Source organism: Collinsella aerofaciens, assembly GCF_015546965.1.
Taxonomy (GTDB): Bacteria; Actinomycetota; Coriobacteriia; order Coriobacteriales; family Coriobacteriaceae; genus Collinsella; species Collinsella aerofaciens_X.
The window spans coordinates 138,630-151,802 of the sequence record NZ_JADMUF010000006.1 but is presented as its reverse complement, the minus strand read 5'-3'; the positions used below and the strand labels follow the sequence as shown (position 1 = coordinate 151,802).

Annotated in this window: 13 protein-coding genes; 1 reads left to right on the top strand and 12 read right to left on the bottom strand. The window is 60.5% G+C overall.

From position 1 onward, the window contains the following. Positions 1–301 precede the first annotated feature (301 nt). The 3 genes from I1M21_RS05865 to I1M21_RS05855 all read right to left on the bottom strand — a co-directional run bounded on the left by I1M21_RS05865 (position 302) and on the right by I1M21_RS05855 (position 3,189). On the bottom strand, positions 302–1,702 hold the full coding sequence (locus tag I1M21_RS05865; RefSeq protein ID WP_271762997.1) for a phosphoglucomutase/phosphomannomutase family protein: 1,401 nt from the start codon (positions 1,700–1,702) through the stop codon (positions 302–304). A gap of 158 nt (positions 1,703–1,860) precedes the next feature. Next, the gene (locus I1M21_RS05860; protein WP_195192811.1) at positions 1,861–2,754 is read right to left on the bottom strand and encodes a homocysteine S-methyltransferase family protein; all 894 of its coding nucleotides are present in this window, start codon (positions 2,752–2,754) and stop codon (positions 1,861–1,863) included. A gap of 12 nt (positions 2,755–2,766) precedes the next feature. Then, entirely contained in the window at positions 2,767–3,189 is a 423-nt protein-coding gene (locus tag I1M21_RS05855; protein WP_161160665.1) for a metal-dependent transcriptional regulator, read from the bottom strand. A 120-nt stretch (positions 3,190–3,309) separates the two neighbouring features. On the opposite strand from I1M21_RS05855, the gene pepT reads away from it, so the two are divergent. Continuing rightward, complete coding sequence (pepT, locus tag I1M21_RS05850) at positions 3,310–4,557, top strand: peptidase T (protein ID WP_195192810.1); 1,248 nt, start codon at positions 3,310–3,312, stop codon at positions 4,555–4,557. 252 nt (positions 4,558–4,809) lie between these two features. On the opposite strand, the gene I1M21_RS05845 is transcribed toward pepT, so the two are convergent. The 9 genes from I1M21_RS05845 to I1M21_RS05805 all read right to left on the bottom strand — a co-directional run bounded on the left by I1M21_RS05845 (position 4,810) and on the right by I1M21_RS05805 (position 13,064). Next, positions 4,810–6,039, bottom strand: coding sequence for an LCP family protein (locus I1M21_RS05845; RefSeq protein ID WP_195192809.1), 1,230 nt, complete (start codon positions 6,037–6,039; stop codon positions 4,810–4,812). A 12-nt stretch (positions 6,040–6,051) separates the two neighbouring features. After that, on the bottom strand, positions 6,052–7,335 hold the full coding sequence (gene murA, locus I1M21_RS05840; protein WP_195192808.1) for a UDP-N-acetylglucosamine 1-carboxyvinyltransferase: 1,284 nt from the start codon (positions 7,333–7,335) through the stop codon (positions 6,052–6,054). An 88-nt stretch (positions 7,336–7,423) separates the two neighbouring features. Beyond that, positions 7,424–7,816, bottom strand: coding sequence for an ATP synthase F1 subunit epsilon (gene atpC, locus I1M21_RS05835; protein WP_117630038.1), 393 nt, complete (start codon positions 7,814–7,816; stop codon positions 7,424–7,426). A 3-nt stretch (positions 7,817–7,819) separates the two neighbouring features. Beyond that, a complete protein-coding gene (gene atpD, locus I1M21_RS05830; RefSeq protein WP_195192807.1) occupies positions 7,820–9,274 on the bottom strand; it encodes a F0F1 ATP synthase subunit beta in 1,455 nt (484 codons plus the stop codon). After that, positions 9,274–10,182, bottom strand: a complete 909-nt coding sequence (gene atpG / locus I1M21_RS05825; RefSeq protein ID WP_195192806.1) for an ATP synthase F1 subunit gamma — start codon at positions 10,180–10,182, stop codon at positions 9,274–9,276. Before atpG ends, atpD begins: the two co-directional genes overlap by 1 nt. A gap of 5 nt (positions 10,183–10,187) precedes the next feature. Further along, complete coding sequence (gene atpA, locus I1M21_RS05820) at positions 10,188–11,786, bottom strand: F0F1 ATP synthase subunit alpha (RefSeq protein ID WP_117736599.1); 1,599 nt, start codon at positions 11,784–11,786, stop codon at positions 10,188–10,190. Further along, positions 11,786–12,262, bottom strand: coding sequence for a F0F1 ATP synthase subunit delta (locus I1M21_RS05815; RefSeq protein WP_006235713.1), 477 nt, complete (start codon positions 12,260–12,262; stop codon positions 11,786–11,788). Before I1M21_RS05815 ends, atpA begins: the two co-directional genes overlap by 1 nt. Further along, entirely contained in the window at positions 12,252–12,854 is a 603-nt protein-coding gene (gene atpF, locus I1M21_RS05810) for a F0F1 ATP synthase subunit B (protein WP_195192805.1), read from the bottom strand. The genes I1M21_RS05815 and atpF overlap by 11 nt, the downstream gene beginning before the upstream one ends. A gap of 15 nt (positions 12,855–12,869) precedes the next feature. Further along, complete coding sequence (locus tag I1M21_RS05805; protein WP_022094262.1) at positions 12,870–13,064, bottom strand: ATP synthase subunit C-like protein; 195 nt, start codon at positions 13,062–13,064, stop codon at positions 12,870–12,872. Positions 13,065–13,173 lie beyond the last annotated feature (109 nt).

Here is a 13,173-nt window from a genome sequence, read left to right as displayed (position 1 = left end):
GCCTCTCGGCGGCCTTGCGAAAAACAAATCCAAGTTAGACCATTTCAAATGGTTCGATGTCTGCCCGGATGCGACACTTGAAGTGTCCATCCTCGCAGTATCCGGTTCTCAAGGTGCACGCCCCGCGGTCCATCCGGTTCGACCGGGCCGCGCGGCAAGGAGATATATTGCCAGACCGGAGGGCCCCCGCGGGCGGGAATCTGGGCGTACACATTTCCTACACATATTAAAACTCAGCTTACGTTTGCCGGCCGTTCTCCACCACTCACCGAGGGTCTCTTTATAGTGAAGCGTCATATGGCTAAAGCTGATAGGCTCCCTTAGCCAAGGCACAGCCGGCATCGAGCAACTCATCGCGCTCCTCCACCGAGAACCCCTCGGCGTATACACGAACCACCGGTTCGGTCCCGCTGGGGCGGATCAGCAGCCAGGTGTCATCCTCGAATGCCAAACGTAAACCATCCATATGGCTTACAGTCTGCGGCGCCTTGCCGCAAATCGATTTGGGATTCATGCCAGGAAGCAGTGTTCGCAGCGATTCGGCGTCTTCGGCCTCAAGGCGCAAATCGCGACGCCCGTAGCTCGTCTTACCAAAACTGGCCTCGAGCTGATCGACCAAAACGCCCAAGGGCGCGCCCGTCTTTGCCATAAGCTCACACAGAATCAGACAAGCAAGGATTCCATCGCGCTCGGGCATATGCGCGGCGATGCCGATGCCGCCGGCCTCCTCGCCTCCCATGAGGACGCCGCCCTTCTTCATCTCTGCAGCTATATATTTGAAACCGACCGGCTTAACGGTCACGCGACAGCCAAGCGCCTCGGCAATGCGGCGCACGAGCGTCGAGCACGAGAGATTGACGACGACACGCCCCTCCAAATTGCGGAATTGAACGAGGTCGCCCAAAACAAGCGCCATGATTTGATGCGGATGTATATATCTACCGCGTTCGTCGACCGCGCCGATACGATCGGCATCGCCGTCGGTCACCAGGCCCGCGCACGCCCCGTCCTCGACAACCGCACGCTCGCAAGCGTCCACCCATGGCTCAACAGGGTCGGGGCAAATGTCCTCTTGATCGGACGGCTGTCCGGCATGAATCTCGTGCACCTCGACGCCTAGCTCCCGCAGCAGGTCGGCAAGATATCCCTGGGCCGCGCCGCCCATGGGGTCAACTACCACACGCAGGTGAGCGGCTCGAATGGCCTCGGCATCGACAAACGATGCCACCGCCTGCATATAGTCAGGAATAATATCCGCGGTGCGATAGCGTTCCTCGATCCCCATCGGCTCGGGGGCCATGGTCTCTTCGAGCTCTTCGATGACATCCTGATTGGCCGTCGAGCCATCTCCCATGCGCAACTTAAGGCACAGATACCCCTGCGGATGATGGGACCCCGTCACCATGAGCGCACCGCAGGCCTCGCCGTCATACGCCGCCGCCCACGTGAGGGCGGGGGTCGGGACAGGCCGAGATGCGAGCACTGCGTCCAATCCGTGAGCCGCAAGCACGCCTGCCGCAAGCTCAGCGAACTCGCGCGCCTGCGGCCGGGTGTCGAACCCTATATATACTGTTTTGCCGGGATTGGTCTTTTGCCACAACTCGCCGACGGCATCGGCAATGCGGGCAACGTTGTCGGCGGTAAAGTCGTCGTCGACGCGGGCGCGCCAACCGTCAGTTCCAAAATGAATTATCGCGCACACGCGCAGACACCTCACAGTGTTTGGATCATGGTACGCATGAGGTATACCCTCAGCGCTCGCCCAGCAACCTGCCAAAACCGGCATTCACCATTTGGGCAAATGCCACCGACGATGTGCAAGCAATAAAAAAACCGCCCCGTATGGAGCGGTTTTGACCTTTATATATCGAGCGCCTCGGCCATCGCCGCCGTGGTGATCGCCGTGGTTCCACAGCAACTGCCCACCATTGCGGCACCGGCATGCCTCCATTCGACGCAAGCGCGCGCGAAGGCTTCGGGATTCTCGCGCCACACAGGGCCATCCTGAGTTTGAACCGGATCGCCCACGTTGGGGCGTACCGTGACGGGCGTAGTCGCCGATGCAACCATCCTGGGCACCGCCACGTTCGCGGCCGCAAGTGAACAGCAGTTAACGCCAACCGAGTTTGCACCGTGCTTTTCGGCGTACAAAACGGCAGCCTCGATGTTGAGACCATCGCCTAGCAGGTCGCCTTTATCGTCAACGACAAAACTCACCAAAACAGGCATGCCGTCGGCGGCATCCTGGGCGCCGGCAAGCATGGGCTGCAAATTACGGATAGATGTCACCGTCTCAATCAGCAGACCGTCAACACCAGCATTGAGCAGGGCGTATGCCTGCTCTCGCGAAATGCCTCGTATTTCTCGATACTCGGTAGAGTCTTCGGCAAACCACTCAATGCCGATCGGGCCCATCGAGCCCAGCAGCAGCTGAGGGTGCGCCTGGCGCGCATCGTCGACGGCACCGCGATTGACCTCAGCCACGGACGGCGTAATCTGATCTTGCTTGAGGGCATAGCTTGATGCCTGAAAGGTATTGGTAATGAGCACCTGCGCACCGGAGGCGACATACAGACGATGGACACGAGAAACAGTCTGCGGCTCGGCAAGGTTCCAAAACGCCGGTGGGATGTCGGCGGCATCGTATTCACTCATCAGCACGCTGCCCATGGGGCCCTGCGTCAACAGGGTCTCACTCGACATGCGGCGCATAAGTTCCTCGCCGCCGGGACGGTTGTAATAACTCGTATCCATATATGTGTTTCGCTATTCCTCGACGCTGATTCCCTGTTTTTCGAGATAGGCGAGCCAGCGGCTCATCGTGTCCTCGGAAAGCGCATGTTCCATCATGCACGCCTCGGAATCGGCCCGCTCAAAATCGACGCCGAGCTCCTGGACCAAAAACGTGCGAATAAGGCGATGACGGTACCAGATGGCCGTGCCGACCTCGCGACCACGGTCGGTCAGGATGACCTTGCCGTAATGCGATTGCTCGACAAGCTCGGACGCCTTAAGCGCCGAAACTGCCTTATTGACCGATGCCTTGGAGACACCAAGACGCTGCGCGATGTCGACCGATCGCACGCCATTGGTCTCCCCTTCTTCGCTTTCGATGCGAACCATGCACTCCAAGTAGTCTTCGTTCGCCACCGTTAGGTGCAGCTCGCGCGAGCTATTTGTCGTATCCATGACCTTCCGTCCCTTCTGCGTTCAAAGGCTGATTCTACCCCATCCAAGTGTCGCGGTATGCCGTGGCATACCGTGCTAGAGTTCTTGTTGCACACGACGACCAAGATTGGAGCGGTCTTTATGGAAAACAACACCACGAACCCCGACGTCCTTGAGCGCTTTTTGCGCTACGTCCAAATCAACACGCAATCCGAGGATGCAAACTGCGACCAGGTGCCTTCGAGCACCGTTCAGTTTGACCTTGCCAACATCCTGGCCGAGGAGCTGCGCGAACTCGGCGCGGCCGATGCCCATGTGACCGAGCATGCCTACGTCTGCGCACATATTCCTGCAAGCGCGGGCGCGGAGGACAAGCCCGCCCTGGGCCTGATCGCACACCTCGACACCACCGAGGTTGCGCCGGGCGCCGGCGTGAAGCCGCACATTGTGCACTACGAAGGCGGCGACCTGGTCTGCGGCACCGTTGACGGCAAGCCCGTGGCCATGAGCACCGCCAAGCTTCCCGCCCTGAACGACCTGGTGGGTGAGGACCTGGTCTGCAGTGACGGCACCACACTGCTGGGCGCTGACGACAAGGCCGGCGTCGCCGAGATCATGGCGCTTGTCGCGCGTATCGCTCAGGACCCCTCGCTGCCCCACCCCGCACTCGGCATTTGTTTTTGCCCGGACGAGGAGATCGGTCACGGCGCCGAGCTGTTGGACATCGGGGCCTTTGGCTGCAAGTACGCCTACACGGTCGACGGCGGTCCCGTTGGCGAGCTGGAATGGGAGTGCTTTAACGCCGCCGAGGCAACCGTTCGCTTTGAGGGCCAGTCCATCCATCCCGGTGACGCCAAGGGCCGCATGGTCAACGCGGGCAATCTGTTCTGCGACTTTAACGCACTACTCCCTTATGCGCAGCGTCCGGAATACACCGAGGGCTATGAGGGCTTCTATCATCTTGAGGGCGTGTCTGCAACCGTCGACCACGCTACGGCGCGCTATATCGTCCGTGATCACGATGCCGCCAAGTTCCAGCAGAAGCTCGCGCTGATTGAATCTGCCGCAGCCCTGCTCAACCAGCGCCTGGGCGAGGAACTCGTGACGGTCGAGATCAAGCAGCAGTACCGCAACATGGCCGAGATCGTGCGTGACTACCCCGAGCTTATCGATGTCGCCAAGGAAGCCTACCTTGCCTGCGGCATTGAGCCCCAGGTGCTGCCGATTCGCGGCGGCACCGACGGCGCGCAGCTTTCGTTCCGTGGCCTGCCCTGCCCCAACCTCTCCACCGGCGGCTATTGCTATCACGGCGTCAACGAGTTTGTCCCGGTCAGCTCGCTCGTCAAGATGACCGACGTCCTCCAGGAACTCGTCGCCCGCTTCGCATAAGCCTGGCTGCACAACCCTAAAAGACGAATCGCCCCGTCCTCAACCGAGAACGGGGCGATTTTTGGTGCAAGGGGAGTAGTCGGCATCGCTGGTTGAATCAACGTCAGCGAGCGACGTCCAGAGCGAACAAGTTGGCATGAAAAAGGCAGGGCATTGACCTTCTGGTCATGCCCTGCCTTTTGAATGACAAATTGTCGCTCTGGGCGGCGCGCAGCGTCGAGTCGTTACGCGGGCTGGTAAGCCCGCGTAACCCTAGTAGTTGGCTTCGTAGCCGTTGCCGTCGCCGGTGGGCTCTTCGTAGTAGTCCGAATCGCTCGAATCGCTTGAGTCATCGGAATCGTCAGAGCTGACCGATGAGGTTGCGGTGCCGTTAGCGTAATCGTCGGACGTGTTGTTGTTCAGGTCGCCGATCGTAGAGCTGGAGCCATCGGACTGGCCCATGGTATTGGGGCCCTTGGGATCCTTGCCAGCGTCGACGCGCTCCATCATTTCCTTGAGCTCGTCCTCGTAGACAAAGACGTAGCTCACGCCATCAATCATGGTGCTGGCATCGGCATACGAAGGCAAGTTGGCCGAATAGATGCCGTCAACATCCATGCCGCGCATGGCATTGACCGTAGAGACGATGTCCTGAACGCTCATATCGGTCACGAGCATGTCGGACAGCGAATTGACGAGGTCGAAGACCTTGGTGGCATCGAAGTTGTTGAGGATCTGGTTGGCGAGGGCGCCGAGCACCTGACGCTGATGGCGCATGCGCGTGTAGTCGCCGTCGGCATAGATGTAGCGGCAGCGGGCATAGGTAAGGGCGGTCGCGCCATCCATGTGCTGCTGACCGGCGGTGATCTTAATGTCGAGATGCTTGGGGTCGTCGACATCGTCGGTTGCGTTAATGTCGATGCCGCCGACCGAATCGATGAGCGACTGCATGCCGTCGAAGCTGACCTCGGCATAGTGGGAAATCTGGACACCGCACAGCTCGTTGACCGCCTGGACCATGGCCTCGGCGCCGCCGTAGGTATGGCAGGCGTTGATCTTCATGGTCGAGCCGTTGTAGACGACCTTGGTGTCGCGCGGAATGGAGATGAGCGTCGCCTGTTTTTGCGTGGGGTCGATACGCGCCAGGATAATCGAGTCGGCGCGGTATGTATCCTCGCCCGGGCGACCGTCAGTGCCAAGGAGTAGCACGTAGAACGGGTCCTTTGCCTCGTCGGTATCAACCAGGATCTGGCGCAGGTTGTCGGTAATGACATTGGAATCGCCGAGCTTGCCCATAATGGTGGCAAACCACAGGCAGGCGGCAGTCGTAGCACTCAGCAGCACACCGAGCACAGCAATGAGCGCAACGCGGCGAACCGTATGACCGCGACGGCGCTGACGGGCGCGCTCGGAATAGCGGGCAACGTTATCGCGGCTATAGATTTTTGCCTGAGCGCCGGTCGAAGGTCTTCGAGATTCCGTAATGGGCTTTTTCTTAAACACAGGCAACCTGCATTAGTAGATGACGGGATCGGGAACAGTGGCATGCTCGACATGAGCGCCAAGCGCCTGCAGCTTTTCGACAAACTGCTCATAGCCGCGCTTAATGTGATGGATGGCCGAGACCTCGGTCGTGCCGTCGGCAATTAGGCCGGCAACGACGAGTGCCGCGCCACCACGAAGATCCGGTGAGGTTACCTGAGCGCCGGAGAAGCCCTTGACGCCGTGAATCATAGCGTGATGGCTCTCGATACGAATATCGGCTCCCATGCGCACCAGCTCGGATGCGAACATAAAACGATTCTCGAAGATGTTCTCGGTGATAACGGAGCTGCCGTCTGCCAGGGCGGAGAGTACCATGATCTGCGCCTGCATATCCGTGGGGAAACCGGGAAACGGGAGCGTCTGGATATCGACCGGCTTGATGCGCTCGGCACGGTTCACATGGACGCCATCCTCGACGCGCTCGCAGTCGATGCCCATGAGCTCCATCTTCTTGAGCACCATGCCCAAGTGAATGGGGCAAAAGCCTGTGACGTCGACACCGCAATCGTCGGCCATCAACGCACCGGCAACGATAAAGGTACCGGCCTCGATACGGTCGCCCACCACGCGATGGGTAACGGGATGCAGCTCCTCCACGCCCTCGATGGTCACGACAGGCGTACCCGCGCCGACAATCTTGGCGCCCATTTCGTTGAGCATGTTGGCGAGATCGACGATCTCGGGCTCGCGGGCGGCATTGTCGATTACCGTGGTACCCTGCGCGCGCACGGAGGCCATGATGAGGTTCTCGGTCGCACCGACACTGGCAAACTCGAGCGTGACGGTGGTACCGTGCAGGCCCTGGGGCGCGTTGGCGTTGATATAGCCGTGGGCGGTATCGAACTCAACGCCCAAGGCCTCAAGACCCAAGATATGCATATCGATCTTGCGAGCACCCAGGTTGCAGCCGCCGGGCATGGCGATCTTGGCGCGATGGAAACGGCCCAGCAGGGGTCCCATCACGGCAGTGGAAGCGCGCATCTTGGCAACGAGCTCGTAGGGCGCCTCCCAAGAATCAACCTGGGAGGTATCGATCTCGAGCGTGTGCTCGTCGAGAACATCGATCGTAGCGCCCATACCCTTGAGCACCTTGCCCATCACGTGGACATCGGAAATATCAGGCACGTTCTGCAGCGTCGTCTTGCCCGGCGCCAGAAGCGTTGCCGCCATAAGTTTGAGCGCGGAGTTCTTGGCACCCGAAACAGGCACGGAACCTCCGATGGCGTGGCCACCCTCAACGCGGATAATATCCAAGGTCTACCCTTTCAAAAAGCATGCCCGGGGTGGCTGGGCCATCCCGGGCATGATGTGTTCGCAAATGGTCGAACGCCAAAACGTTTGACTATTGGGCAAGCTTGAGCTTACACCATGCGATTTCATTATAGAGGTAGGCGCGGCGTGCATCATCCTCCGACAAATTACCCAGCTTCTCTTCAAAACCTTGAATATCAGCTTTAACCTTGTCGGCATCGACGGTCGCCAAATCGCAAGCGCGCTCGGCGAGGACGGTCACGACATCGTCCGCAACCTGGGCATAGCCGCCGGCCACGGCAAACGTGTGGTCGACAGTGCCCATGGCCTTATCGGAAACGCGAACGTAACCGCGGTCGATCGTGCAGATTTCGCTGGAGTGAGCAGGCAGAACGCCAAACTCGCCATCCGTGGACGGAATCGACACAAACGCAGCGTCGCCCTCATAGGCGCAGCTCACGGGGCACACGATGCGGATACGCATAACCTACTTCTCCCCCATCTTGCGGGCGCGCTCGCGCACGTCCTCAATCGTGGAAGCATAGCGGAACGCCTGCTCGGGCAGGTCATCGGCCTTGCCGTCGACAATCTCGGCGAAGGAGCGGACGGTATCCTCGACGCGGACATAGACACCGGGGTTGCCGGTGAACTTCTCGGCGACGTGGAAGGACTGGGAGAGGAACTGCTGGATCTTACGGGCACGGTTGACCGTAAGGCGCTGCTCCTCGGACAGCTCGTCCATACCCAGAATGGCGATGATGTCCTGAAGGTCGGAGTACTCCTGCAGAAGCTCCTGGACCTTGACGGCGACGCGGTAGTGCTCCTCGCCGACGATCGAGGGATCGAGAGCGTCGGAGGAAGACGCGAGCGGGTCGATAGCCGGGAACAGACCAAGCGACGAAATGCTACGCGAAAGAACTGTGGTGGCGTCGAGGTGCGTGAACGTCGTGGCAGGCGCCGGGTCGGTCAGGTCGTCTGCGGGGACGTAGACAGCCTGGACGGAGGTAATGGAACCCGTCTTGGTCGAGGTAATGCGCTCCTGGAGGTCACCCATCTCGGTAGCCAGCGTAGGCTGGTAACCGACGGCGGACGGCATACGACCCAGCAGTGCGGAAACCTCGGAACCGGCCTGGGAGAAGCGGAAGATGTTGTCGATGAACAGCAGAACGTCCTGGCCGCGATCGCGGAAGTACTCAGCGGTGGTAAGGCCGGCCAGACCGATGCGCAGACGCGCTCCAGGCGGCTCGTTCATCTGACCATAGACCAAGCAGGTCTTGTCGATAACGCCAGACTCGCTCATCTCGAGGAACAGGTCGGTGCCCTCACGAGTACGCTCGCCGACACCGGTGAACACCGAGGTGCCGCCGTGCTCCTGGGCGAGGTTGTTGATGAGCTCCTGAATCAGAACGGTCTTGCCGACGCCGGCGCCGCCGAACAGACCCGTTTTGCCGCCACGGATGTAGGGCTCGAGCAGGTCAACGGCCTTGATGCCGGTTTCGAAGATTTCGGTCTTGGTGGTGAGCTCGTCGAAGCGGGGCGCTGCGTGGTGGATGGGATAGAACTCCTCCACCTCGGGCATGGGCTTACCGTCGACAGGCTTGCCCATGACGTTCCAAATTCGGCCGAGCGTCTTGGGGCCAACGGGCATCTTCATGGGCTCACCGGTATCGGTGGCGGTTAGACCACGCTGCAGACCGTCGGTCGAGGACATGGCGACCGTGCGGACGACGCCGCCCGGAAGCTGGCTCTCAACCTCGAGAATCGTGCTCAGGTGACCGATCGGGGTCTCGGCCTCGACCGTGAGCGCGTTGTAGATCGGGGGCACCGCACCGTCAAACTTGACGTCGACGACAGGGCCGATGATACGCACGATGCGACCATCACCGGCAGTCGTCTTCTTGGTGGCTTCCTCGACCGCAAGCTTTACGGTGTTATTAGCCATTACTGTTCCTCCAATGCTGAGGCTCCGCCGACGATCTCGTTGATCTCGGTCGTGATCGAAGCCTGGCGCACGCGACTATACGTGCGGGTAAGGGTCGAGATGATCGCGGTGGCGTTTTCCGTTGCGGAGTGCATGGCCTTGCGGCGCGCACCCTGCTCGGCGGCCGCCGAATCGATCAGGGCCTGGTAGATGACCGTCAGGATATATGACGGCACAAGCTTGCCGAGAACATGCTCGGGAGAGGGCACGAACTCGAACGTGGACGAGATGCGCTTAGGGGCGTCGGTCTCGTTCTTACGCGGACCGTGGGCCATAGCGATCATCTCGGGGTCGAGCGGCAGCAAATGCTCGACGCGAAGCTCCTGATCCACGCGGTTCTTGGCGTGGTGGTAGACAAGCTCGACGCGGTCAAGCTCACCGGCTCGATACGCATCGCAGATATGAGAGGAGATCATGCGGGCCTGATTGAAATCGGGCTCGGAGGAATTGCCCTCAAAGTGCATGGCGACGTTTGCGCGGTCGCGGAAATACGTGGCCGGCTTACGCCCACACGCGATGATCTCGCACTCGATGCCGTCGTTCGCCCAAGAAGCGGCGAGCTTTTCGGCCGTGCGCTCCACCGTCGTATTGAAACCGCCGGCAAGGCCGCGGTCCGAGGCAATGACGACAATCAGGCCATGCTTGACGCTCTCATGCTTCTGCAGCATGGGATCGGTGCCCGAGCAGGAGGCGTCGCCGGCGACCGTCAACATGACGTCGGTCAGCGCCTCCTTATAGGGCTCGGCCTGCTTGGAGCGATCGAGGGCACGACGGATCTTGGCCGTAGAGACCATCTCCATCGTGCGCGTGATCTGCTTGGTCGTGGTAACCGAGGAGATTCGCTTCTTAATGTCGCGAAGGTTGGCCATAGGGCTTAGTTCTCCTCTGATCCAGTCGTATCGGCATGGTGCTTGGCCATGAACTGCTGCTTGAAGTCACCGATGACACGCAAGAGCTCGGCCTTGGTGTCGTCGTCGATCTTCTTGGCGCGAACCTTGTCGAGCAACGAGCCAAAACCATTGTCCATGTACTCGATGAGCTCGGCACGGAAAGGCAGCACGTCGGCGATCTCCAGGTCATCCAGGAAGCCCTCGTTGCCAGCGAACAGCGTAACAATCTGCTCACCAACCTCGAACGGCTTGTAGCGCGGCTGCTTCAGGAGCTCGGTCATGCGAGCGCCGTGGGTCAGCTGCTTCTGAGTAGCCTCGTCAAGGTCGGAGCCGAACTGCGTAAAGCCGGCGAGCTCCTGGTACGAAGCGAGGTCCAGACGAAGGTTGCCGGCGACCTGCTTCATGGCCTTGGTCTGAGCATCGCCACCGACGCGGGACACGGAGATACCCACGTCGACTGCCGGGCGCTGACCCTGGAAGAAGAGCTCGGACTGCAGGTAGATCTGACCATCGGTAATGGAAATGACGTTGGTCGGAATGTAGGCCGAGACGTCGCCGTCCTGGGTCTCGATAATCGGCAGTGCCGTCATGGAGCCGTAGCCGTTCTTCTTGGACATCTTGACGGCACGCTCGAGCAGACGAGAGTGCAAGTAGAAGATGTCGCCAGGATAGGCCTCGCGTCCGGGCGGACGATGCAGCGTCAGCGACATCTGACGGTAGGCCACAGCCTGCTTGGACAGGTCGTCGTAGATGACGAGCACGTGACCGCCGGGGTTGGTCTCGCTGGCGGGCTTGCCGTCCTCGCCGTTGTACATGAAGAACTCGCCGATAGCGGCACCGGCCATAGGCGCGATGTACTGCATAGGGGCGGAATCGGCAGCGGTGGCCGAAACGATGATGGTGTAGTCGAGCGCACCGTGCTGAGCGAGGGTCTCGCGGATGTTGGCAACCGTGGAGGCCTTCTGGCCGATGGCGACATAGATGCAGACCATGCCCTTGCCGCGCTGATTGAGGATAGCGTCGATGGCAATGGCAGTCTTACCGGTCTTACGGTCGCCGATGATGAGCTCACGCTGACCACGGCCGATAGGCACCATGGAGTCGATGGCCAACAAGCCGGTCTGAACCGGCTCGCACACCGGGGTACGGTCGATGACGCCGGGGGCCTTGAACTCGATGGGGCGACGGTGCGTGGCGACGATGTCGCCCAGACCGTCGATGGGCTGGCCGAGCGGATTGACGACGCGGCCGAGCATGGCGCGGCTCACGGGGATATCCATAATGCGGCCAGTGGTGCGGCACTCGTCGCCTTCCTTGATGGAGTCGACGGCACCGAACAGAACGGCGCCGACCTCGTCACGGTCAAGGTTCTGGGCAAGGCCGAAGACGGTCTCACCGGTATCGGAGCTCTTGAACTCCAGAAGCTCGCCTGCCATGGCGCTCTTGAGGCCGGAGACGCGCGCGATGCCGTCGCCTACCTCGTCGACCGTTGAAACCTCATGCGTATCGACCGTCGCGGAGAGGCTCGTGAGCTGCTCCTGCAGTTTCTTGGCGATATCCTGGGCATTGAGGGTTTCGGACATTAGGCTTCACCTCCGTACGAATTAGCAGAGTTTGCGAGGGTCTCCTGCGCGATGCGCAGCTGCGTCTTGACGGAAATGTCACGACGCTCGCCGCGGGCCTCGAGCACCAGGCCGCCCACAATAGACGGGTCGACCTGCTCGATAAGGAATACCTTGCGGCCGAAGTCCTGCTCGCATTTCTTAGTGATGGTTTGACGCAGCTCGTCGTCGAGCGGGATCGCCGTGGTGACGGTCACGCCCACTACATCCTCGTCTTCCTCGGCAACATACTTAAAGGCAGCTGCCACCTTGGGAAGAAGGTCGAGCTGGTCGCGCTTGGACATGGTGTCGAGCACGGCGATGATCTCGGGGCTGGCGCTAGCCAGACGCTCGATCATCTCGAGGTCCTCGAACACATGGTTCTCGGCCTTGGCGGCTTCCAAAAGGGAGCGCGCGTAGGTCTCGAGCACCTTGTCCTGATAGCGGCTAGTCGGCATTCAGGCTACCTGCTTCCTGGATGTAGCGCTCGATGAGCTTCTTCTGCTCGCCCTCGTCCTCGAGTGCCTCGCCCACGATCTTGGTGGCGACAGCAACGGACAGGTCGGCGATGGAGCTCGCGGCACCGGCGTAGATGGACTTGCGCTCGTCCTCGACGGTCGTGTGAGCCTTGGCGATGATCTCCTCGGCCTCCTTGTGGGCAGCCTCGATGATACGGGCGCGCTCGGACTCAGCGTCCTTACGGGCCTCGAGAACGATGTCGGCAGCCTGACGACGGGCGTCGGTGACGATCGAGTCGGACTCAGCGCGCTTGGCGATAGCCTCCTGCTTGGTCTTCTCGGCCTCGTCGAGGCTCTCCTCGATCTTCTTGCCGCGCTCCTCCATGGTTTTCATGATGCCCGGCAGGGCGACCTTGGCCAGCACGATCCAGATGATCAGGAAGGCGATAAGCGCCGGGATGAACTCCGCCATCTTAGGGATGAGGATGTCCGCACCGGCAGCGCCGTCCTCGGCGAACGCGGAAACCGGCATGAGCAGCGCGGCCGCGGACGCGGAGAGTGCGATCGCGCTCTTCTGGGATGAAAGATTCATACTTGACGCTCCGTGCTATTTAACGATCAGCGCGACAACGAAGCCGATCAGAGCCAGAGCCTCGCCGAAGGCGGAGCCCATGATGAAGACGGTGAACACGCGGCCCTGGACCTCAGGCTGACGGGCCATAGCACCCGTAGCACCCAGAGCAGACAGGCCGATAGCAAGACCAGCGCCGATAACACCGAGACCGTAACCGATAACTCCCACGATTCCTCCTTTGTCGTGCGTGTCTTATTTCACGCAGGATAACCTTTTTATAACTGCCGGGCTCCATGGGTACGGGCACCGGCGGTTTAACGAATTGCCTTACCATTAA